Here is a 21,952-nt window from a genome sequence, read left to right on the forward strand (position 1 = left end):
CATGGTGGCCAACAGCAGCGTATAGCCATCGGGCGCCGCCTTGGCGACGATGGCCGCGCCGATGCTGCCGCCCGCGCCACCCTTGTTCTCGACGACAACAGGCTGGCCCAGCACTTCCGACATGCGGGTGGCCAGGATGCGGCCCATCAGGTTGACCGTGCCGCCGGGCGCGAAGGGCACGACCAGCGTGACGGGCTTGTTGGGATAAGTCTGGGCCTGGGCCCCGGGGCAGACGCCCAGGGCTATCGCAAACATGGCGATGGGCTTGAACATGGTTGGTCTCCTGCACATGATTATTAGGTGAATGAGGGATCCGTGCCTACTTCGCCTCGGCGGCGACCAGCGCGCGGATGCGTTCCTGCAACGACTCCCGGGCGTCTTGGATGCGCCGGGCCGTCCGGTCGATGACGGTTCTTTGCTTGTCCAGGCGGGCGCGCTGCTCGCCCAGGTGCTCGAGCACGCGTTGCGGCGCCGGGCCGCCCAGCGACTGGCGGGCGGCCACGTTGCGATGTGGGTCCAGGCAACTGGCCAGGTCGTCTTCACGCAGCTCGATCCGCCGCCCCAGTTGTTCGCTGGCCGCCGTCGCGATCATCGCGGGCGTGATCTGCCTGGCCGACAAACCCTGGTCCAGCGCCTGCCGCACGACGGCGCCGATGATGTGATGCGCGTCGCGGAACGAGGTGTCGGCCTTGCGGACCAGCAGGTCGGCCAGGTCGGTCACCGTGGAGAAGTCCTCCGCCGCGCGCGCAGCCATGCGCTCGCGGTTGGGCTCGACCCGCTCCACCAGCAGCTTCATCAAGGTCAAGGCCTTCAGCGCTTCCTCGCAGGCCTCCCAGCAGGTCCGGGTGCTTTCGCGGCTGCTGTCGCCCGAGTGGGTGAAGTGCGTGGACTTCACGGTGGAGAAGGCCGCCGTCGTCAGGCCGATCAGGTGGCCCGCCTTGCCCCGCAGGTTCTCCAGCACCGCCGGGTTCTTCTTCTGAGGCATGATGCTGGACGTGCTGGCGATGCTGTCCGGGAAGGACAGGAAACCGAACTCCGGCGTGGACCAGATGTAGAAGTCCTGCACCAGACGGCTGCACGTGATCATCATGATCGATAGCGCCGCGCTTAGCTCCAGCGCAAAATCCCGCGAGGCCACGCCGTCCAGCGCATTGGCCAGCGGCTGACTAAAGCCCAGCATGGAGCTGGTCAGCGTGCGGTCGATGGGGAAGGACGTACCGGCCAGTGCGCAGGATCCCAGGGGCGACGCATCCGCCGTATCCAGCGTGTGCAGCACGCGATCGATGTCGCGCGACCACGCATCCACCAGCGCCGACAAGTAGTAGCCGTAAGTGATCGGCTGCGCGGCCTGCATGTGCGTGTAGCCGGGCATCACGCAATCGGCATATTGCTCGGCCCGATCCAGCGCGGCTTGCGCCAGGCCGATCAACGCCGTGCCGATGCGCATTCCGAAGTCCCGCGCCCGGATGCGATCGATGGTCGCGCCCATGTCGTTGCGGCTGCGCGCCGTATGCAGCCGGCCGCCCACGTCCTGGCCCACCAGCTTGATCAGATGGGCCTCGTAGTTGAAATAGGCCTCTTCCCGCGCCGGGTCGAGCTCCACGACGTCGGGGCCGTCGGCCTGCATTTTCAGCAGCGCCTTGGCGAGCTGGATGGACGTGCTTTTGTCCAGGATTCTCTGCTCGTCCAGCATCAGCAGATGGGCAAGATTGATCTGGTGCAGCAACTCGAAATTGGCGAAGAACTCCCTGTTCAGACGCGGCAGGAAAATGAACTCAATCACCTCCTGCGCAAGGGGTTGCTTCAGGCGGGCACTGACTTTGGATTCCATGTTGGGGGCCGGTAATGAATGCAGGAATGCAGTCTCCGTCTCGGCCAACCCATACGTCAAATCACAGATTGACGGCTTCAAATACAAAAATGACATGATCGATGCGCATGCATCGGAATGGAATCAGCTCATGAACTTCAAGCAGGTCGAAGCCTTTCGCGCGGTGATGATGACGCGGTCGATGACCACCGCGGCGGGGCTGCTGCATACCTCGCAACCGAACGTCAGCCGATGGATTGCGTTGCTGGAGAAGACACTGAGGTTCGCGCTGTTCCAGCGCCTGGGGACGCGCCTGATTCCCACGCCGGAGGCAGAGGCTTTCTATGCGGAAGTGGAGCGCGCGTTTATCGGACTGGAGTCGTTGAACGACAGCGCCAACTCGATCCGGCTGCGAGGCAAGGGGTTACTGCGCGTCGGAGCGGTGGGGATGATCACGCAATGCGTGATGCCGGATGCGATGCGGATCTTTCGGGAGAAGGTCTCGGACATCCCGGTGGTGGTCAATACGGGTGGGTCGGATGTCGTGGCGAAGTGGGTGGCGACGGGATATTGCGATATCGGGTTTTGCTCGATACACACCGATCTTCCCAGTTTGCAGTATGAGCGGATCAACACGGCTTATGGCGTGGGGATCGTGCCGAGGAAGCACAGGCTTGCCAGGAAGAAGGTGCTAAAGCCTTCTGACTTCGATGGGGAGAACTTCATTTCGCTGCCGGCGGGGAGTTTCAATCGGGCGGCGATTGATCGGCACTTTGTTCCGGATAAGCGGGTGCTATCGATTGAGACGCCTTATGCGACGACGATATGCACTATGGTAGCGAAGGGGTTGGGGGTGTCGATTGTTAATCCGGTGGTGGCGAGGGCGTTGCGGATTTCGGGGGCTTGTGAGGTGGGGTTTTCGGAGAAGGTAGAGCTTTATAGTTATGAGGTGAAGTCGGAGAATTTTCCGGTTGGAGCATTGGCCAAGCGGATGGGGGATTGTGTGAAAGAGGTTTTTAGTGGGTTCAACAATGCTCTAGTCAATGTTTGAAAAGACGCTTGGCTTCGTCCCCAATTTGTATAACGCGACGGGATAGCCCGAAAAAACAGTACCTCTGACGATCTTTTTCTTTCACTGACAGCTCACGACCCATTGCCGGCATCGAGGCCGACGATGCTCATGAGGTAGGGTAATCCCCCTGCTATCGGACGTACTGCTATTTCATTGAATATATGCATCTTTTGATGGCAGATTGCGAACCAATACAAAATTGCACGATTTAGGATATGGCCAGAAGACCGCTCATACAAAAAGGGATTGCCGAACTCGAACAGATGTTTGACAAACAAAAGGGCGACACCGAGTTCCTCAATACTTTGATCGCCGAGCTTTCCCAGAGAAGCGTTCCGCGTGCGCGCGACCTAAAGCGGCGAGCGGCCGAGGCAGTCAAAAATCTACAGCAGAGAGATACACCAACAACGTCGCCACCGGTCAGCGATCCCAAACCGGCAGCATCGACAAGTGCCGCGCCTGTAAGCTCCCGCCCTTTCGAACGCGTGGATCGCCCAAGCGGCCCATTCACCAATTGGCCGGACGACATTCTGACGGCCTGGACGGCCATGGAAGTGCTTTCCCCCCCTTCTTACCGACGGCCGGAAGATTTGGCAGGTGGAGACAAGTATCGTATCGCGCAATTCAACCGTGGTGCGCTGCCTTGGGAAAACGGTGGCGAGCGAAGCCGCCCCAACCAGCGGCTCTATTATCAGCTTATTCTCGGCAGCATCGATATGGAGGCCGCCGTCAACGCGCTGCTGAAGGTCTATACCGACACGCGAGATGAGCGTCCCCAAACCCGTGGCGAGGCCGTTCTCGCTACGATCATGCTCGATAAAAACGGCCTGCCGGTCGAGAATGAAGCCGTTTCCATCTCAAGCTTCGGCTGGGGCGTGCCTGTTGCCCTGTCGGGCCGATTGCGTGACCTTGGGCAGTGGTCTCAGGTCGAAAAGGCACTGATCGAAGAACTTACCAAACAGATCACGGCCGAGGACAAGGACGGTAATCCGCTGCCGCTCGATCAGCGCCGCATCCAGCTTGCCTACGAATGGCTGCTTCAAAAACTGGAAATCCCAGCCGAATTCGCAAAGCCGCCGGCCTTTGCCGTTCGATCGTATCAATACTTCAAGCTGCAAGACCCGCCTGAGGCGATCCTGCTCAATTCATTCTTCCTGGATGATCTGGCTACCGCACGAGGGCACGTGGCGGCAGGCAGCGCAACTGCCAATCTGAAGCGCTATCTACAGGTTCTCAAGCCGCGCCAACGCCGCAACCTGATGAAGGACAACGCCGCTCTCGCGGATGCGCTGGAACCGCGAAAATTCCCGGCCGGCTCGTGGCCTGCGAACGGCAGACATCCGCTGGCGCTTCTTCAGCAATGCGCCGTCAACCTCGCCATTCACGATCTGAAGGATGACGGCATTCTGGCGGTCAACGGACCGCCAGGTACGGGCAAGACGACGCTGCTGCGCGATGTCATCGCAGCTCTGGTGACCGAGCGAGCCCAGGTCTTGAGCGGTTTTGACGACCCCGAAGATGCATTCATCCATTCCGGCGAGAAGATGCGAATGGGTAATGCGTTCGTTCATCTTTATAGTCTGGACAAGCGGGTCAAAGGCTACGAGATGATCGTAGCCTCCTCCAACAACAAAGCAGTCGAGAACGTCAGTGCGGAACTGCCCGGCATCGAGGCTATCGCGTCCGATGCTCCGGGTTTGCGCTACTTCAAAACCGTATCCGATGCGCTGTTGCAGCGGGACACATGGGGCACGGTTGCGGCCGTCCTCGGCAACAGCAAAAACAGAAGCGATTTCCGGCAGACGTTCTGGTGGGACGATGATGCCGGCTTTCGTCGATACCTGATGCAGGCGGCCGGCCAGCCGCAGCTTTTGGTCGAAGAGACAAGCGAGGGCACCCGCCAAAGGCCGCCGCAGATCGTCGTGAAGGAAGATGCGCCGGAGGATCAAGATGAGGCTCTACGGCGCTGGAAGAGGTCACGGCAGAATCTTCAGAAAGCGGTGAGGTCCGCGAAGGCGGCGCTGGCGGATTTGCAAAAAGCCCACGACCTTCTCCGCGCGATAAGGGCCAAAGAGGCTTCGGTTTCCGGTCTTGAGGCCGAAATCGCATCGCGAGCACGTATCTTGGCCGAACTCGAAACCGCAGCGGACAACGCGGTTGGCCTGCGGGATCGGCAGCAGAAGACCGTCGATGCCTTGCTGGGCGAGCGGGACGCATTGATACGTCTTCGCCCCGGCTTCTTTAGCAGGCTACTCGGCACGACGGCATATCGTTCGTGGCAATCCTCCCACAAGCAGATTTCGTCGCGTTTGGGTCTCGAGCAAGGCTCACTTCGGCAGCTTGCGGCGCGGGCGCAGGAGACACTGTCGGGCCTTGCTTCGGAAAGAAGCAATTTGCAACACCTACGGGCTTCACTCGCTGCCGGGATGGAAGCGCTGAATCGTGATCGGACACAATACGATGCAATTGCCCGTCAGTATCCGGGTGCATTCCTTTCCGATGAGTTTTTTGCGCAGCGCCACCGCGAAAAGCAGATCAGCGCGCCATGGCTTGACGAGCAAACGGCGCGGCTACGTAACGATGTATTTGAAGCGGCGATGGCACTGCACAAGGCGTTCATCGACGCAGCGGCCAAACCAATCCGGCACAATCTCAATGTACTGCTCGACAGTTTCGGCACCCGCTCTCTCGGCAGCCCTGAAAAGGATGCCTTGATACCGGACCTTTGGTCCACGCTGTTCTTGCTGGTGCCGGTCGTCTCGACGACATTCGCCTCCGTCTCGCGCATGTTCGGCAGGATTCCGCTCGACGCGTTCGGCTGGCTTCTCGTAGATGAAGCCGGGCAGGCCTTGCCGCAAGCGGCGGTCGGCGCCCTGATGCGGACGCGCAGGGCGGTTGTTGTCGGCGATCCCATTCAGATTGAGCCGGTAGTGGTTCTTCCCGACAAACTCACGGAAGCCATGTGCAACCAATTCAGCGTCGATCCCTTGACGTTCAATGCGCCGGGCGCGTCTGTCCAGACGCTTTCTGACAGCGCGACAGAATATTACGGCACTTTCGAAACAACGTTCGGGACGCGGGAGGTCGGGGTGCCCTTGCTCGTGCATCGACGCTGCGCGGAGCCGATGTTCAGCATTTCCAATTCGATCGCCTATGAAAACCTCATGGTGCAGGCAAAAGTCTCCAGGAATTCGGCGATACGTGATGTTCTTGGCCCTTCACGGTGGATCGATATCGAAGGGCGTGGGCAGGAAAAGTGGTGCCCGCAAGAAGGTGACGCGCTACTCGGGCTCGTGCAGCAGCTCCGAGAACGAGGATGCACGCCGGACTTTTATATCGTGACGCCGTTCGTTGTCGTGCAGGACCGTACCCGCGAACGTCTGCGATCGAGCGGCGTACTCGAGGGCTGGGTTGAAAACCCGTATCAGTGGATGCGGGATCGCGTGGGAACGGTGCATACCGTGCAGGGCCGGGAAGCCGAAGCCGTATTCTTCATTCTTGGCGCGCCCGATGCACAGCAAAGGGGTGCGCGCGGCTGGGCTGGCGGTCGGCCCAATCTTCTGAACGTAGCAACAACCCGCGCGAAGGAAGCCCTCTACGTCATCGGCAATCGCTCGCTATGGAAAGCGGCGGGAGTCTTCCAGGCGCTGGACGCTTATCTCAAGGGAGCTTAAGGACAGCCAGAGGTGGCCGATGGGTGTTCAGAGGGAGAGCAGGAATCGCCCTTTGCTCGATGGGGTTCGGGCGAGAACCGACATCTCCTCCGGCCGCCTCCATGCGCGGGAGCATGGCGCGGGTCCATGGGGCGGCGGACGCCCCTGGTCGTGATCCATCTTCGAGAAGATGGCGCTCATCCAAACCGTGCAGCGTTGGTCATGGGGGTGTCGGGGAGCAGGAACACTCATTGACTGGCGGTGCAGCGGCCAGACGCCCGCGAGTGATCGACCGGCGATACGGTCGGATGGCGCGGGAGGGCTCAATGCCCGATCCGCACCACGGGCCGGGGGATGCAACGGGGGTGCGCAGCGACCCCGACTGTGCTTAAGAGGTTGAATCAGGTGGATAGCGCAGCCTGATTTCGGGCGTCTGCGAATGTCTGCTTCTGGCCGAAAGTGGTCCTTAGTCCGGCTCTTCTAGCTCACCGCGCAGTGATTGCATTTAACTTCTATCCTATATATCAGGGGGGCTTGGCTGGCTCCCCTAAACCAAAATCCCCTCCCTCCTCAACCGATAAGCCAACTGCGCCCTAGTAATCCCCAACAATCGAGCCGCCTTACTCAAATTCCCCCCCGCCCGCTGCATCGCCACCCGCATCATCCCCTGCTCCAACGTCCCCAGCGGCACATTCCTTTCGATCAAATCCCCACAAACCAGATCGATCTCCCCACCTTCCCCTTCCACCACCTCCCCACCATCCGCCACGCGCCCCGCGCAATCCCCACCCGGCAACCTCTGCCCGAACAAATGTGTCGCCTCGATCGGCTCCCCATCCGGACTCAACAACACCGCGCGCTCGATCACGTTTTCCAGTTCGCGCACATTCCCCGGCCAATGGTGATTCAGCAACTCCTGCATCGCCCGATCCGTCAGCCCGCCCGGCTTCTTGCCATATAGCCCGCCGTACTTCTGCAGGAAGCGGCTGGCCAGCACCGGAATATCCGCCCGCCGGTCGCGCAGCGGCGGAATAGTGATGGGAAAGGTATTCAGCCGGTAGTACAAATCCGGCCGGAAGCGCCCCTCCTGCATGGCTTTCTGCAAATCCACGTTCGTGGCCGCGACGATGCGGACGTCGACGCGCTGCGTTTTCTCGCTGCCCAGGCGCTCGATCTCGCCGCTTTGCAGCGCGCGCAGCAGCTTGACCTGGATAGCCAGGGGCAGGTCGCCGATTTCGTCCAGGAACAGGGTGCCGCCATTCGCGCGCTCGAAGCGGCCGGACCGGGCCAGATGCGCGCCGGTGTAGGCGCCCTTTTCCACGCCGAACAGTTCGGCCTCGATCAGGTCGGCGGGAATCGCGCCGCAGTTGACGGCGATGAAGGGCCCCTTGGCCCGTTCGCCGTTGTCATGCAGCCAGCGGGCGAAGACTTCCTTGCCGACGCCGGTCTCGCCTTGCAGCAGGACGGTGATGGGGCTGCCGGCCGCGCTGCGCAGCAGTTCGAATGCCGCCTGGAAGGCGGCGGACGCACCGGCCAGGGGTTGGTTGGCCGGCTTGCGGGTAGACGAGGAACGCAGGTGTTCGAGGCCGATGGAGTATTCGATCAACTGGCCGGCGAAGGGATGGGGCGCGAAGTAGTTGAGGTAGGCTTCGTCCTGCCACGCATCGGCGGGCTGGCCGACGATGCGGCAGTGGGTATCTCCCTGGGCGCGGCACTCGATTTCCTTGTAGACGATGGGCGAGCCCATGAAGGCGCTGGAGTAGCCGGACGCATAGCCGATCTGGGTCCAGCACGCCGGGTCTTCGCCGTGGCCGTATTCCTGGACGTCGGCTTCGCATTCCCAGGAGTTGCGCCACAGGAATTCGCCGTAGAAGTGGTTCCTGGCGAGGTCGATGCTGAGTTCTATGGGTTCGACCTGGACGACGCCTTCGACGGCGTGCAGCTTGGGGCCAAGCAGGAAGGCTTCGTTGGTCCGCATGCCGGCGCGGCGGCGCTTGACGGCGTAGGCGCCGTCGCGCATACCGGAGGCGTAGCCCATGCGGACCAGGAGGCCCCGGGTGCGCTCCACGCCCAGGGAGTCGAACAGTTCCTTGCGCAGGGCGCCCAGGGCGCGGGCGTGCAAGAGCAGCATGCGCTCTTCGTCCAGCCAGATATGGCCGGACGCGGTGTTGAATTTGAGGGAGGACAGGGGGCTCTGCAAAATCGTCTCCTGCCGGGCTATGCCGTGGTGTTATGCCGTATTCTCGCACCCCGCGCGGGGGCGCGCATCCGGCATTCACGAGCAGGATACGAGGGTTGACCGCAAAGCCCCTTGATCTATGTCATCCCCGGATCCGCCCCCACAGATACGCCACCGCCGCCACCACCGCCACCGACGTGATGGGGTGCTGGCGGATGACGTCCTTGGCGCACAGCAGCGCTTCCTCCAGCGCGTCGCTGCCCTGCTCCAGGGCGTCCGAGGCGGCGTCCTTGGCGCGGTGGGCGGCGCGGGTCACCGTGTCGGCGGTGGCGTGCGCGGCCTTGTCGACGGCTTCGGCGCCGTCTTCCAGGACATCCTTGGCTTTTTCCACGTTGCGATCCGAGGCCATGTCGTGCTCCTGTCGTTGGTTGGATGGGTTCGCCTCCAGTATTCCCAACTATCCTGGAACAAGCCGCAACGGGGTGCAACAGGCGTGCGCCCGCCACCGATACCTCGCGGGTATCGTCGCGGCAAAGCCGCCATCTCCTCGGCCGTGCCAGGGCCTCCTAAGATCCGACGCGGATAACGACACCAAACGGAGACAGGCAATGACACGACGCAAGCATGCCATTCTTGGCGCCCTTTCGGCCCTGCTGCCCATCCTTGCCGCCTGTGGCGGCGGGGGCGACGGCGGCATCGACGTGGCCGGCGGAACGGTCCTGCAGAACGCGACCGTGGTGAACACGCGCGACGGCTCGCTGGCAGCCGGCATGAACGTCCACGTGGAGGGCGGGAAGATCCGGCGCATCACCTCGCAGCCGCTGCGCGCCACGGGCGGGGCGCAGGCCATCGACGTCTCGGGCAAGTACGTCGTGCCCGGCTACCTGGACATGCACGCGCATGCCGTGGAAAGCGCCGACCGCGATCCGCCCTATTGGCCGTTGATGATTGCCAGCGGCATCACGGGGTTCCGCGAGGAGTCGGATTCGCCGGCCAACGTGGAGCGCGGCAAGGTCCTGAACCAGGACAGCGCCGCGGGGCGGGTGCTGGCGCCGGAGGTCATTTTCCACGGCGGCGAGGCGCACCTGAATCCCGCCATCAGCGCGCGTGACGCGAGCAACGCGGGCGCGCCGTCCTTCGATCACCTGGGCGCGGGCTGGGGCCTGTTGATGGATTGCTCGAGCGAGGAACAGACGCTGCGCGCGGCGGCCCTGGCCGGGTCGCTGAAGCCGCCCTTCCCGCCTACCTTCGTCACCAATCCACGCGCCTACGACGGCGCCCAGAACGCACCGTATTACCAGCGCATCCTGGACACCTACGATGAAGCCAGGTGCGTCGAGCTGAGCAAGGTATTCGCGAAGAACGGCACCTGGCAGACGCTGACGCTGATCCGGCTGCGCACGCAGGTCTACGGCAACGATCCGCAGTATCGCGATGACCCCAACCTGGTCTATGTCGACAAATCCACGCGGGCGATCTGGCAGCAGGTGGGCGATCAGTTCGACAAGCTGCCCGCTAGCGCGGTCACCACGCTGCGGCAGTTCTACGAATTGCAGAAGCGGGTTTCCAAGCTCATGAAGCAGAACGGCGTCAAGATCATGGCGGGTTCGGACTTCAGCGGCAACATGAGCATCTGGCTGGTGCCGGGTATCAGCCTGCACCAGGAGTTCCGCGAGCTGGCGGCGGCGGGTTTCTCGCCGCTGGAAGTCCTGCAGATGGCGACGCGGGATCCGGCGGAGTTCCTGGGGCGCCAGTCCAGCCTGGGCTCGGTGGAGGAAGGCAAGGACGCCGACCTGGTTGTGCTGGACGCCAATCCGTTAGCGGATGTGGCGAACCTGGACAGGATCCGCGCCGTGGTGCTGAAGGGCCGGTATCTTTCCAGTTCGGCGCTGGACAAGATGAAGGCCGATGCCGCCGCGGCGATCGCGCGGCAGTAGGGTTCTCGCACCCGGTTTGCTGGCAGCTAACTTGTAATCGAGCCGATTGGCACCCTTGCCGATCACGGGCCATGCCGATAGCACATCGTAGAGCGGCGTCAGTTGGTAATGCGCCTGAGGCAACAGATGAATGGAGAAATTCTTGGCATGCCCGTCCGTGGCCGCCAGCAGCCAGAACAGCAATTGGGCCTGCAACAGTGTGCGCAAATCCGTGTCGCGGCGGTCGGAGTTGGCCAGGCCAAAAAATCGACAACACCGATAATCCTGAAATATCGATAGTGCCGATACTACGTAAAAAAGCCCGGAATGGAAAACCATCCCGGGCTACCAAAGCGCCCTTCGGCGCCACGTGCTAACTACTACTCAAACACCGCGGCGGCCGTCGCAACGGCCTGCCGATTACTTCTTCAGGTCCAGCGCCACGTCGACGATCATGTCTTCCTGGCCGCCCACCATTTTCCGGCGGCCCAGCTCGACCAGGATGTCCACGGTCTTCAGGTCGTACTTGGCGGCGGCGGCTTCGGCGTGGCGCAGGAAGCTGGAGTACACGCCGGCGTAGCCCAGGGCCAGGGTCTCGCGGTCGACGCGGACGGGGCGGTCCTGCAGCGGACGGACGATGTCGTCGGCGGCGTCCATGAGCTTGTACAGGTCGCAGCCGTGGTTCCAGCCCATGCGCTCGGCGGCGGCGATGAACACTTCCAGCGGCGCGTTGCCGGCGCCCGCGCCCATGCCGGCCAGGCTGGCGTCGATGCGGTCGCAGCCTTCTTCCACGGCGACGATGGAGTTGGCCACGCCCAGGCTCAGGTTGTGGTGGGCATGGATGCCGGTTTGCGTTTCGGGTTTGAGCACGTCCTTGAACGCGCGGAAGCGGTCGCGCACGTCGTTCATGTTCAGGGCGCCGCCCGAGTCGACGACGTAGACGCACGAGGCGCCGTAGCTTTCCATCAGCTTGGCCTGCTCGGCCAGCTTCTGGGGCGTGTTCATGTGGCTCATCATCAGGAAGCCGACGGCGTCCATGCCCAGGTTGCGGGCGTATTCGATGTGCTGCTTGGAGACGTCGGCCTCGGTGCAGTGGGTGGCCACGCGCACCACGCGGGCGCCGGCGTCATAGGCGTTGCGCAGGTCGTGCACGGTGCCCACGCCGGGGATCAGCAGGGTGGCGACCTTGGCGTGCTTCAGGGTGTCGGCCACGGCCTCGATCCATTCGAGGTCGGTATGCGCGCCGAAGCCGTAGTTGAAGCTGGAGCCCGACAGGCCGTCGCCGTGGGCGACTTCCAGGCTGTCGACCTTGGCTTCGTCCAGCGCCTTGGCGATGTCGCGGACGTTCTTGATGCTGTACTGGTGGCGGATCGCGTGGCTGCCGTCGCGCAGCGTGACGTCGGAGATGTAGAGTTTCTTGTTGCTCATGGTGATGTCCTCAGGCGGCTTCGACCAGGTGGGTCTGCGCGAAGCGCTCGGCGCACGCCAGGGCGGCCGAAGTCATGATGTCCAGGTTGCCGGCGTAGGCGGGCAGGTAGTGCGCGGCGCCTTCGACTTCCAGGAACACCGAGGTCTTCAGGCCGGACAGCTTGCCCAGGCCGGGAACGTTCAGCGGCGCGCTGGCGGGGATCTCGTCGAACTGCACGCGCTGCTTCAGGCGGTAGCCGGGCACGTAGCTCTGCACCTTGGCGACCATCTCGGCGATGCTTTCCTCGATGGCCTTGGTGTCGGCCATTTCCGACAGCGTGAACACGGTGTCGCGCATGATGAGCGGCGGCTCGGCCGGGTTCAGGATGATGATGGCCTTGCCGCGGGCGGCGCCGCCGATCACTTCGATGGCCTTGGAGGTGGTCTCGGTGAACTCGTCGATGTTGGCGCGCGTGCCGGGGCCGGCCGACTTGCTGGCGATGGACGCGATGATCTCGCCGTAGTGCACCTTGGCCACGCGCGAGACGGCCTTGACCATCGGAATGGTGGCCTGGCCGCCGCAGGTGACCATGTTGATGTTGGGCGAGTCGAGGTGCTCGTCGATGTTGATCGCGGGGATCACGTAGGGACCGATGGCGGCGGGCGTCAGGTCGATGACCTGCACGCCCTTGGCCTGCAGCAGTTCATTGTGGCGCTTGTGGGCACCGGCCGAGGTCGCGTCGAAGGCGATGCGGATCTCGTTGAAATTGGGCATGGACAGGAGGCCGTCGATGCCGCCCGCCGTGGTGGGCACGCCCAGGCGCTCGGCGCGCGCCAGGCCGTCGGATTTCGGGTCGATGCCGACCATGGCGCCCATTTGCAGGTGCTTGCCATAGCGCATGATCTTGATCATCAGGTCGGTGCCGATGTTGCCCGAGCCGATGATCGCCACTTTGGATTTGTTGTCGTCTTGCCGCCCCATGAGCCGCTCCTGAGTGTGGTGATGCTGATACGGATTCGACCGATAGTATCTTCCAGCCGGACGGAAATAGCCTTGCTTTTTTTGGGCATTCCACCGCTCTTGAAAGAAGATTCTTCCTTCCAGAAGTCCTTTCAAGGAAGAAATCCCTAGACGGGCGCACGGGCACCCGAAAAGGCCCCGGAAACCCCATCAGGGGCTACACTGGCGGGGACAGACCCTCCCATGTCCCATACCGATACGCTCCTCGCGCTTTCCCACCCTCTCGTGGCGCTGCTGATCGCCGCGCTGCTGGGCGGCGCGTGGCGATTCATGGGGCGTCCCGCGCACCTGCTGTATTTCATCGGCGCCTTCGCCAGCTATGCGACGGCGCTGATCCTGCAGATCACGCTCTGGCCCGCCAACCTGACCGTCAACATCGCCGCGACGGGCGTGCTGTACGGCGCCGGGGCCTTCCTGTTCGCCGGCGGCATCGCGCAACTGGAACGCCAGCGCCTGCCATCCTGGCCGTCGGCGCTGATCCTGGCGGCCATGCTGGCCGTGCGCCTGTGGAGCATCCGCGATCCGGCCTGGTCCGGCCTGCGCATCGGCGCGCTGTACACGGCGGTGACCCTGCTGTTCCTGCTCGCGCTGTGGCGAATCCGGCATCTTGCGCGGGGGACGGCGCTGGAGCGGCTGCTGTTCGGCTTCCTGCTGCTGGGCATCCTGAGCCTGCTGCCCCGCGTCCTGCTGACCATGAACGCCAAGACCCTGGACTATGGCTACGACGGCGGCATGTACTGGGTGCTGACCCAGCTCAGCTTCTATCTTTTCAGCGTCGGCGCGGCGGTGCTGCTGGTGCTGTTGACGGCATTCCGCACCATCGCCCATTTCAGCCTGGTGTCCGAACGCGATGCGCTGACCGGCCTGCGCAACCGGAACAGCCTGCTCGATTTCCTGGCCAGGAGCCGCGGCACGGCGGAGCGCTACGGCCTCGTCATCCTGGACGCGGATCACTTCAAGCAGATCAACGACCACTACGGCCACCCCGTGGGCGACGCGGTGCTGCAGGCCATGGCGGGCGTCCTGGCGCAGCACGTGCGCAAAATGGACGCCCTGGGCCGCATAGGCGGCGAGGAGTTCATGCTGGTCCTGCCGGGGGCGACGCTGGAGGAAACCGAGCAGGCCGCGGTGCGGTTGCAGGCGGCCCTGGCACAGCACGATTTCTCTTCCATCGTGCCCGGGCTGCGCTGCACGGCCAGCTTCGGCATAGGCAGCTTCGAGGGGGACGTGCCTTTCGAAGCATCCTACGCCCACGTCGACCGGCTGCTGGCGCTGGCCAAGCGGCAGGGCCGCAACCGCATCGGCAAGGACGCCACCCAACCCGCCGAGGCGGTCGTCACGCAGGCAATGCCCCCGTTGGCTGCCTTTACAGGAGAAGATTCTTTTTCTACGATGAATCAATGAAAAAGAATGCTCCAACCGAATCCCTGGACCAGACCGACCTGCAGCTGATGCGCCACCTGCAGGAAGACGGCCGCCTGTCCAACGCCAAGCTGGCCCAGCGCGTGGCGCTGAGCGAGACCCCCTGCTGGCACCGGCTGCGCAAGCTGGAATCCGAAGGCTATATCCAGGGCTACCAGGCCATGCTGGACCGGCGCAAGCTGGGGCTGGGCGAACTGGCCTTCATCAGCCTGAATTTTTCGCCGCACACGGCGCAAGCCTTCGAGGCGCTGGAGCAACTGGTGGCGGCGAACGACCAGGTGCTGACCTGCCACCGCGTCACCGGCGAGGCCGACTTCGTGATGATGGTGGTGGCCGAGGACCTGGACTCGGTGCGCGACTTCATCGACAAGGTGCTGCGCACGCTGCCCAACGTGGCCACGGTGCGCACCAGCCTGTCGCTAAGGGAAGTGAAGTTCTCGAGCAAGCTGCCGCTGCCTGCGTGAAACTTCAGCCTCCGCGCAGTCGTGCCGCCGTGGCCTCGTCCGCCGGCTTGGCCAGCAGGCCGCCGCGGTCGTTGAACAACACTTCGTAGCGCGCGCCGTCGAACATGGGCATGAAGGTGGCGCTGCCGTACTCGGCATCGACGTAGGGCAGCCAGCGCGAGAATTCGCGTTTCAGCACCCACAGGTCTGGCAGGCGCCGGTCGTCGTCCAACGCGTACACGGTGCGCAGGACGCTGCGTTCGCGCTCGATGTCGTCATAGCGCCCGCCGATGCGGTCCAGGCGGTACAGCGAAGGCACCCCGGCCAGCGCCGCCGGCAGCCGCCAGCGCAGCACGCGCGCATCGATCTGCCACGCGTCGCCCGACAGCACGAACTGCCGCTCGCCCTGGGGCGCGCCGGCCGGCCCGGGCGGCAGCGCGACAGTGACGCGGTAGCGCTGCGGGCCTTCCTGCTTGAGCTCGATGGTGGCCACCTGCCGGTCTTCGAACAATTGCAGGTAGCGATGGACCGTGAAGGCCAGCAACCCCGAGACCAGGCTCAGGGCAACCAGCGCCAGGCCAAGCAGGCGCCGCAATGGCCGCAGCCCGCGCGACCCGAAGGCCATGCCGAGTCCGGGAACGGCAAGAATGACCGCCGCCACGGCGATCCAGAGAGAAGGGCTCAGCGCATCCACCCGGGGCCTCCATGTGTATTCCGGGCATCATGCTCGCACAAACCGGGGGAATGCGTATGTTACGGGTTACCACCGGAGGCTCCGGGCCGGGAGCGCCCGCTGGGGCTGGCCCTGGCTTTTCGAGGCCGTGGCGTTCATCCGCAGGACGACAGCGGGGCGTTGTCCACGATCCTGCGCGCCAGGGTCCCGGCTTCTTTCGCCAGCTGGTCGGGGTCGCAGATGCGGTTGATCGCCACCTTGAACGAGCAGATCAACGCGGTCCTGGGCGAAGCGGCCACCAAGCGGCGCATGCAGGAACTGGGCGTGGCGCCCAGCCCCGACACGCCCGAGGACATGGCGGCCTTCATGAACACCGAGGGGCGGCGGTGGCAGGCGACGGTGCAATCGGCGAACGTCAGCTTGCAATGACGAAAGAGGCGGCCCCGCGCCGCCCCTTCCTGCTCAGTCGTCCAGGAACTCCCGCACCATCCTATTGAACTTTTCAGCGTGCTCCCACTGCGCCCAGTGCCCGCAGCGGCTGAACACGTGCAGTTCGGCATCGGGCAGCCCCCACAGCAGCCGCAGCCCGACGTCCATGGGTACGAAGCGATCATCGCGCCCCCAGATGACCAGGGTCCGGGCCTTGATCTCTCCCAGGCGATGGCCCAGGTCCGGGTACTGCTTGGGATTCACTTCCGAACTCTTCACGAAATTCCGCAAATGCTCGCGACGGGCCAGCATGTTGTCCAGGCGCGCCTGGAACAATTCTTCCGTCAGGCTGCCGGGATCATAGACGAACACGTTCATCATGCGCTTGAGATTCTCGATGGTCGGATCGCGATACAGAGCGCCGATCAACTTGAGTCCCTCGGTGGGCATGGGCACGAATTGGCTGGGACCGCCGGTACCACCGCCCATCAGTACCAGCTTGCCGGTGCGCGCGGGATTGCTCAACGCGAAGGCTACCGCGCTGTGCGCTCCCATGGAGTTGCCAATGATGTGCGCCTTGTCCAGGCCAATGGCGTCCATCATGCCCTTGAGCGCCTGGGCATTGAGGTCCGAGCGCGAGCCGGTGCTGACGACGGGGTCGCTCTTGCTCCAGCCGGGGAAGTCCAGCAGGATGACCCGGTAGCCGGCCTCAACCAGCGGCTCGATATTGCGGTTGAAGTTGGCCCAGCCGCTGGCGCCCGGCCCCGCCCCATGCAGCATGACCACGGTCTCGCCGCCGCTGCCGACGTCGTTGTAGTGCAGTTGCAGCTTCTGGTCGCCAGTATCGATGCGGACGAACCTGCTGGTGGAGGCCTCGCTGAAGACGGGGGTTGGCGTGGACATGATGTCGATCTCCTCGGGTCGATGGGTCATTTGTCCTGCATGAACAGGATGCCGTAGCCGGCGATGAGTTCCGGGATGGCCTGGTAGTGCCTCAGCCCACAGGGCAGCGGCCGGGATGGCAGGGCCGCGCGGGCGACCAGCCAGGTCTTGGATTCATGGGCGGACAAGCCTGCCTCGCAGGCGATGGCATCTTCATTCCAGGCCGCCAGGGCTTGCAGGTCTCCCCCGGCCAGTGCGTCCATCCAGCGAGCATCCCACTCCGGGTTGAGCGGTTTCATGTCCGGCGCGCCGCCTGCCAGGGCCATACCAGCAGCCATCACGCGCGCGGTCTTGGCGTCACGCTCAGCGGACGTGGGCTCCTGCCGGACGATGATGCGTTCGCGCACCGCGGGATCGGGATGCGCCAGGGTCGGAACCGGCGGCTCGTGCGAAAGGCCGCCCGATCCGATCAGCAAGGTTCGACGCGGCAGCGCGTCCAGGAAGCGGCCAAGCTCCTGGCCCAGCTGCAAGCAACGGCGCAGACGTGGAATGCCCGGCTGGGCGACAGCGTTCAGGAACAAGGGGACGACCGGCGGTGTATCCAGGTCGCCCCACAGGAACTGCAACGCCTGCACGAAACCGTGGTCAACCTGCATGCGACGAGACAGCGCGATGTCGAAACCCGCATCCATCAAGTGATCCGCCAGTGCCAACACGGTGGATTCGTCGACATTCAGTGCGCCGGCCGGCGTCAGATAGTCGCCCACCGAGCGCGCAGCGCTGCCCAGGCAGAACGGCGGCATTAATTCATTGAAGAAGCCGTTGTAGTGATCGGGCCCGGCCAGCACCACCAGCTGAGGATCGAAGGCGCGCACCAGTTCGCGGGCCTGGGCGATGGCCGCATCCAGCGTCCTCTGGACATCGCTGGCCAGCGGGTTCAATCCGAACAACGGGGTGTGCGACATCCCAAGGAAAGCTCGCGTCGCAGTCACTCGATCACCTCATGCTTTATCCGCAAAGCCTGGACTTTAAGGACTCGAAGCGCCCATAGGGGTGCACATTGTGCACCTTCGTGCACGTGATCGTTGATGTCCGCAACAGCCACCCATAGGATGCGCCGGTCCAGAAGTAGGAGTAGAAATATGAATGTCCGGCTGGAATCCCGTCCGTTCGCCAGCATGGTGGACGAACAGCCCAACGAGTTCCGCGTCGCCACCGCGGCGTACCGCGGTCCGGAGATCTTCGAGCAAGAAATGGAGAAGATTTTCTACCGGACCTGGATCTACCTTTGCCATGAAAGCGAAATCGCCGAGCCCGGCGATTTCAAGTCGACCCAGATCGGGACACGGCCGGTCGTCGTCGCGCGCGGCCGCGAAGGTGGCGTGCACGCGTTCCTGAATGCCTGTGCGCACCGCGGCGCCACGCTGTGCCGCGAGGAAAAGGGCAATACCCGGTCTTTCGTCTGCCCGTATCACGGCTGGTCTTTCCGTCCGTCGGGCGAACTGCTCGGTATTCCGGACGAAGCGCGCTATCCGACTGGCTTCGACAAATCCGACAAGAACCTCAGGCCCGTTCCCCGCATCGCATCCTACGGAGGCCTGATCTTCGGCTCCTTCAATCCTGGCGTGGAAGACCTGGAGACATTCCTGGGCGGTGCCCGGCGGCACATCGACATCTGGCTCAAGCGCGCCGCAGGCAGCCGCTACCGCCTGGCCACTTCGCACAAGTACGGCTTCAACGGCAACTGGAAATTCCAAGCCGAGAACGTCCACGACGGCTACCATCCGGGCTTCGTCCACAAGTCGGCGTTCAATACGGTACGCAAATTCGACGGATCGTTCGAGAACCGGGAACTCAAGGCTTCGGTGCGCCAGCAAGGCCACACGCGAGGCTATCCCGAAGGGCACGGCACGCTGGAGGCGGGGGCACCGCTGGAGTCGGGCGGGATCGATCCGCGCGTGCGGCAGGCCTACAACGACCAGTTGAAGACCTTGTACGGCGAGGATGAGACCGCCGAGATCCTGACCAACCGTCAATTCCTGATCTTCCCCAACCTGGTGATCTTCGATTTCAACATTCGCGTGGTCCAGCCCATCGCGCACGATCGAACCGAGGTCTATTCCTATCCGGTGATGATCGAGGACGCGCATGAGCAGCTCAATGCCAATCGCATGCTGGACGCCCAGACCAGGGTGGGTACGGCGGGCATCCTGTCGGCCGACGATATCGATGTGTTCGCGGGTAACCAGAACGCGCTGAAGGCCAACTGCTTCGACTGGATCACACTCAGCCGCGGGCTGGACAAGGAGGAGATCCTGCCGTGCGGCGAGCACGTCGGCGTCTATAGCGACGAAACGCCTCAGCGCGCGTTCTGGCGTGCCTGGCGCTCGAAGATGGCATCAGCCCGCTGAACAATCCCGCCCGGAGCATCCATGTCCCATCCCATCCATCGACTCATACATCAAGAAGCGCGTCTGCTGGACGAGGGCCGGCTCGACGACTGGCTCGCGCTGTACGCCGACGACGCCACCTATTGGGTGCCGATCGACGAACACGCCGACCCGTTGAAGGATTCATCGGTCATCTACGACGACCGCCTGCGCCTGGCCATGCGCGTCGAGCAGATCATGCGCCAATCCCGCGTGGCGCAGTCGCCGGCATCCAATACCTTGCGCATGATCACCAACGTGGACGTGGCCGAGAACGGCGACCTGGCCTCCGCGACATTCGCCCTGCTGCTGACTGAAGTGCGTTCTGGCGACTGGCGCCAGAACGGCCTCGGAGAAACCCGGCTCTTTCCCGCCCATTGCACGATGACGTGCAGCCGGACCGCGGACGGCTGGAAGATCCAGCACAAGAAGATCGTGCTGCTGCATCGCAGACAGCCGATCGTGGGCCTGTCGTTCATCATCTAGCGGCCTGGCCGCGCGGAGTGCCCTCGGGCTCCCATATCAGGAGACATCATGAAAAACTTCGTTCCCCACCTGGCCGCTGCACTGCTGCCCATGGCCGGACTGTCGGCTCACGCCGCCGGCTACCCCGACAAACCGGTGACCATCGTGGTGCCGTTCGCACCCGGAGGTTCATCCGACAGCGCCACGCGCACCCTGGCCGAACAACTGAGCCAGAAGTGGAAAAAGCCCGTGGTGGTCGAGAACAAGCCGGGCGCCTACGGCAGCATCGGTGCCGGCCATGCGGCTCGTGCAGCCGCCGACGGCTATACCATCCTGCTGGCCTCGGTATCGGTCGGCACCATCAACCTGTTCCTCAAGAACCCGGGCTTCGATCCCGTGAAGGACCTCACGCCGGTCACGCTGGTGGCCCGCGGAGACTACGTACTCGCGGTCAACAAGATGCTGCCGGTGAACAACATGAAGGAACTGGCCGAGTATGCCCGGGCCCACCCCGACAAAGTCAACCACGGTGCCTTCGGCAGCGGCTCCATGCTGGCCTTCGAACAGTTCTCGGAGTCCATGAACTTCAAGGCGCAAAACGTCAACTATCGCGGCGAGGCGATGTCGCTCAACGCCTTGATGGCAGGCGATGTCCAGGTCATGCTTGCGACGCTGAGCGCCGCACGCCCATTCATCGAGGCCGGCCGGGTCCGTCCGCTGGCCATCCTGGCACGCGAGCGCTCGCCCATCGCCCCGGGCGTGCCCTCGGCGGACGAAAGCGGAGGTCGAGGCTTCTACGTCGACTTCTGGTTCGGTTTCATGGTACCCAACGGCACGCCCGACGCCGTCAGGAAGCAGATTGCCGCCGACACCGCGGACATCCTGAAGAAGGACGACGTCCGGAAGAAGCTGTACTCGCTCGGCCTCGTCGCCACCTCGTCCACCCCCGACGAGTTCGGCAAACTGATCCAGTTCGAATCGACCCGCTGGATAGAGACTGCCCGGCGCACCGGCCTGCAGGCGGAATGAACGGCAGGAGCGAGCAATGCTGTCTTTGAATAAGATACAGCCAGGCCTGAACGGGCTGGCAGTGCTGGACCGGGACGTACGCGCGCCGGATGCAGGCGAGATGCTGGTCAAGGTGCACGCAGCGGGCGTCTGCGGCACGGACATGCAGCTCTATGGTGGCGCCGGCGCATTCGCCCAGCGGCTGAAATTTCCCACCGTCCTTGGCCACGAGATGTGCGGAACGGTGGTCGAGACCGGCGCCGGTGTCGTCCACGTCAAGGTGGGTGACCTGGTCAGCCTGGAAAGCCACATTCCCTGCTGGACCTGCCGCGCCTGCCGCACCGGCCGCGCCCATGTCTGCCCCCACACGCGCTATCCCGGCATCGACATCGATGGCACCTTCGCCGAGTACGTCACGGTGCCGGCCGCGATTGCATGGGTCAACCCGCCAGACGTATCCCGCGAAAAGGCCGCGCTGTTGGAACCTCTGGGCATCGCCGTCCATGCCACGCTGGAGGGTGGCGGAGTTTCTGGCCGCGCAGTGGCGGTAAACGGCTGCGGCCCCATCGGCCTGATGAACGTCGCGGTCGCACGCTACTTCGGCGCACACACGGTGATTGCGGTCGATCCGAATCCAAAGCGGCGAGAGGCCGCGCTGCGCATGGGCGCGGACCGTGCCATCAATCCAGCCGCCGAGTCCGCGGCCACGGCCGTACGAGACATGACCCGGGGAGAAGGGGCGGACGTCGTGATCGAGTACACGGGTCACCCCGATGGTGTGCACAATTGCTTCGCCATGGTGGGCATGCTGGGCGAAGTGCGCTGGTGCGCGACCCCTGGCAGGTCGATGGAGTTCGATTTCGGCGCATGGCGCAAGAGTCGCCCCACCATCCGCAACATCCACGGCCGCAGGCTGTGGGAAACGTGGGAGGCCGCCGCGCCGCTCGTCTACGGAAACCGGATAGACCTGGACCCCGTCATCAGCCATCGAATTCCCCTGGCCGAGGCACCTCGCGCCTTCGAGCTGATCCTGGCGGGCCAGGCGGTCAAGCCGCTCATCCTGTGCTGAAAGCAGGCGCTTGCCCTTGACCGCGGGGTCACGCCGGTCGGCCCGGGACCGGACGCCATCTATCGTAAGATCGA

The 21,952-nt window shown here is 63.7% G+C and carries 19 protein-coding genes and 1 pseudogene; 10 read left to right on the forward strand and 10 right to left on the reverse strand.

Features of this window, described 5'->3' with window-relative positions:
* Nucleotides 1-273, reverse strand: a 273-nt coding sequence (locus tag N5K27_RS27840; RefSeq protein WP_279820802.1) for a tripartite tricarboxylate transporter substrate-binding protein, incomplete at its 3' end; no start/stop codon positions are given.
* A gap of 46 nt (nt 274-319) precedes the next feature.
* On the reverse strand, nt 320-1,831 hold the full coding sequence (argH, locus tag N5K27_RS27845; RefSeq protein WP_279820804.1) for an argininosuccinate lyase: 1,512 nt from the start codon (nt 1,829-1,831) through the stop codon (nt 320-322).
* A gap of 130 nt (nt 1,832-1,961) precedes the next feature.
* Between argH and N5K27_RS27850 the strand changes: the two genes are divergently transcribed.
* Nucleotides 1,962-2,861 (forward strand): LysR substrate-binding domain-containing protein, encoded by a 900-nt coding sequence (locus tag N5K27_RS27850; protein ID WP_279820806.1) that lies wholly within the window; start codon nt 1,962-1,964, stop codon nt 2,859-2,861.
* A 236-nt stretch (nt 2,862-3,097) separates the two neighbouring features.
* Entirely contained in the window at nt 3,098-6,556 is a 3,459-nt protein-coding gene (locus N5K27_RS27855) for an ATP-binding protein (RefSeq protein WP_279820807.1), read from the forward strand.
* A gap of 526 nt (nt 6,557-7,082) precedes the next feature.
* Here the strand turns inward: N5K27_RS27855 and N5K27_RS27860 are convergent.
* Together N5K27_RS27860 and N5K27_RS27865 are read right to left on the reverse strand one after the other, a co-directional pair.
* Nucleotides 7,083-8,735 (reverse strand): sigma-54-dependent Fis family transcriptional regulator, encoded by a 1,653-nt coding sequence (locus tag N5K27_RS27860; RefSeq protein WP_279820809.1) that lies wholly within the window; start codon nt 8,733-8,735, stop codon nt 7,083-7,085.
* 121 nt (nt 8,736-8,856) lie between these two features.
* Nucleotides 8,857-9,123, reverse strand: a complete 267-nt coding sequence (locus N5K27_RS27865) for a hypothetical protein (protein ID WP_087836745.1) — start codon at nt 9,121-9,123, stop codon at nt 8,857-8,859.
* Nucleotides 9,124-9,322: 199 nt separating this feature from the next.
* Between N5K27_RS27865 and N5K27_RS27870 the strand changes: the two genes are divergently transcribed.
* On the forward strand, nt 9,323-10,651 hold the full coding sequence (locus N5K27_RS27870; RefSeq protein WP_279820811.1) for an amidohydrolase family protein: 1,329 nt from the start codon (nt 9,323-9,325) through the stop codon (nt 10,649-10,651).
* Between the two features lie 39 nt (nt 10,652-10,690).
* On the opposite strand, the pseudogene N5K27_RS27875 reads toward N5K27_RS27870, so the two are convergent.
* From N5K27_RS27875 to N5K27_RS27885, 3 genes and pseudogenes are all read right to left on the reverse strand, one after another.
* Nucleotides 10,691-10,867, reverse strand: a pseudogene (locus tag N5K27_RS27875) (HipA domain-containing protein); the annotation flags it as partial.
* 183 nt (nt 10,868-11,050) lie between these two features.
* Nucleotides 11,051-12,058 (reverse strand): 4-hydroxy-2-oxovalerate aldolase, encoded by a 1,008-nt coding sequence (gene dmpG / locus N5K27_RS27880; RefSeq protein ID WP_087836748.1) that lies wholly within the window; start codon nt 12,056-12,058, stop codon nt 11,051-11,053.
* Between the two features lie 10 nt (nt 12,059-12,068).
* Complete coding sequence (locus N5K27_RS27885) at nt 12,069-13,019, reverse strand: acetaldehyde dehydrogenase (acetylating) (RefSeq protein ID WP_087836749.1); 951 nt, start codon at nt 13,017-13,019, stop codon at nt 12,069-12,071.
* A gap of 222 nt (nt 13,020-13,241) precedes the next feature.
* Between N5K27_RS27885 and N5K27_RS27890 the strand changes: the two genes are divergently transcribed.
* Both N5K27_RS27890 and N5K27_RS27895 read left to right on the forward strand, forming a co-directional pair.
* Nucleotides 13,242-14,462 (forward strand): GGDEF domain-containing protein, encoded by a 1,221-nt coding sequence (locus tag N5K27_RS27890; protein ID WP_279820815.1) that lies wholly within the window; start codon nt 13,242-13,244, stop codon nt 14,460-14,462.
* Nucleotides 14,459-14,944 carry an Lrp/AsnC family transcriptional regulator gene (locus tag N5K27_RS27895; protein WP_087836751.1) on the forward strand — a complete coding sequence of 162 codons (486 nt, stop codon included), beginning with the start codon at nt 14,459-14,461 and terminating at the stop codon, nt 14,942-14,944. Before N5K27_RS27890 ends, N5K27_RS27895 begins: the two co-directional genes overlap by 4 nt.
* 4 nt (nt 14,945-14,948) lie before the next feature.
* On the opposite strand, the gene N5K27_RS27900 is transcribed toward N5K27_RS27895, so the two are convergent.
* Complete coding sequence (locus N5K27_RS27900) at nt 14,949-15,617, reverse strand: hypothetical protein (protein ID WP_165963109.1); 669 nt, start codon at nt 15,615-15,617, stop codon at nt 14,949-14,951.
* Nucleotides 15,618-15,776: 159 nt separating this feature from the next.
* On the opposite strand from N5K27_RS27900, the gene N5K27_RS27905 reads away from it, so the two are divergent.
* The gene (locus tag N5K27_RS27905; protein ID WP_087836752.1) at nt 15,777-16,025 is read left to right on the forward strand and encodes a hypothetical protein; all 249 of its coding nucleotides are present in this window, start codon (nt 15,777-15,779) and stop codon (nt 16,023-16,025) included.
* Between the two features lie 33 nt (nt 16,026-16,058).
* On the opposite strand, the gene N5K27_RS27910 is transcribed toward N5K27_RS27905, so the two are convergent.
* Both N5K27_RS27910 and N5K27_RS27915 read right to left on the reverse strand, forming a co-directional pair.
* On the reverse strand, nt 16,059-16,928 hold the full coding sequence (locus N5K27_RS27910) for an alpha/beta fold hydrolase (protein WP_279820818.1): 870 nt from the start codon (nt 16,926-16,928) through the stop codon (nt 16,059-16,061).
* 26 nt (nt 16,929-16,954) lie between these two features.
* Nucleotides 16,955-17,899, reverse strand: coding sequence for a 3-carboxyethylcatechol 2,3-dioxygenase (locus tag N5K27_RS27915; protein ID WP_254914536.1), 945 nt, complete (start codon nt 17,897-17,899; stop codon nt 16,955-16,957).
* Nucleotides 17,900-18,049: 150 nt separating this feature from the next.
* Between N5K27_RS27915 and N5K27_RS27920 the strand changes: the two genes are divergently transcribed.
* Genes N5K27_RS27920 through N5K27_RS27935 form a run of 4 tightly spaced genes read left to right on the forward strand, consistent with a single transcriptional unit; the run spans nt 18,050 to nt 21,878 of the window.
* A complete protein-coding gene (locus N5K27_RS27920) occupies nt 18,050-19,318 on the forward strand; it encodes a Rieske 2Fe-2S domain-containing protein (RefSeq protein WP_165963108.1) in 1,269 nt (422 codons plus the stop codon).
* Nucleotides 19,319-19,339: 21 nt separating this feature from the next.
* On the forward strand, nt 19,340-19,822 hold the full coding sequence (locus N5K27_RS27925) for an aromatic-ring-hydroxylating dioxygenase subunit beta (RefSeq protein WP_087836755.1): 483 nt from the start codon (nt 19,340-19,342) through the stop codon (nt 19,820-19,822).
* Nucleotides 19,823-19,870: 48 nt separating this feature from the next.
* A complete protein-coding gene (locus N5K27_RS27930) occupies nt 19,871-20,830 on the forward strand; it encodes a tripartite tricarboxylate transporter substrate binding protein (protein ID WP_132979452.1) in 960 nt (319 codons plus the stop codon).
* A 16-nt stretch (nt 20,831-20,846) separates the two neighbouring features.
* Complete coding sequence (locus N5K27_RS27935) at nt 20,847-21,878, forward strand: alcohol dehydrogenase catalytic domain-containing protein (protein WP_279820822.1); 1,032 nt, start codon at nt 20,847-20,849, stop codon at nt 21,876-21,878.
* Nucleotides 21,879-21,952 lie beyond the last annotated feature (74 nt).

Origin of the sequence: Pigmentiphaga sp. GD03639 (assembly GCF_029845405.1) — a bacterium.
Lineage (GTDB): Bacteria > Pseudomonadota > Gammaproteobacteria > Burkholderiales > Burkholderiaceae_B > Pigmentiphaga > Pigmentiphaga daeguensis.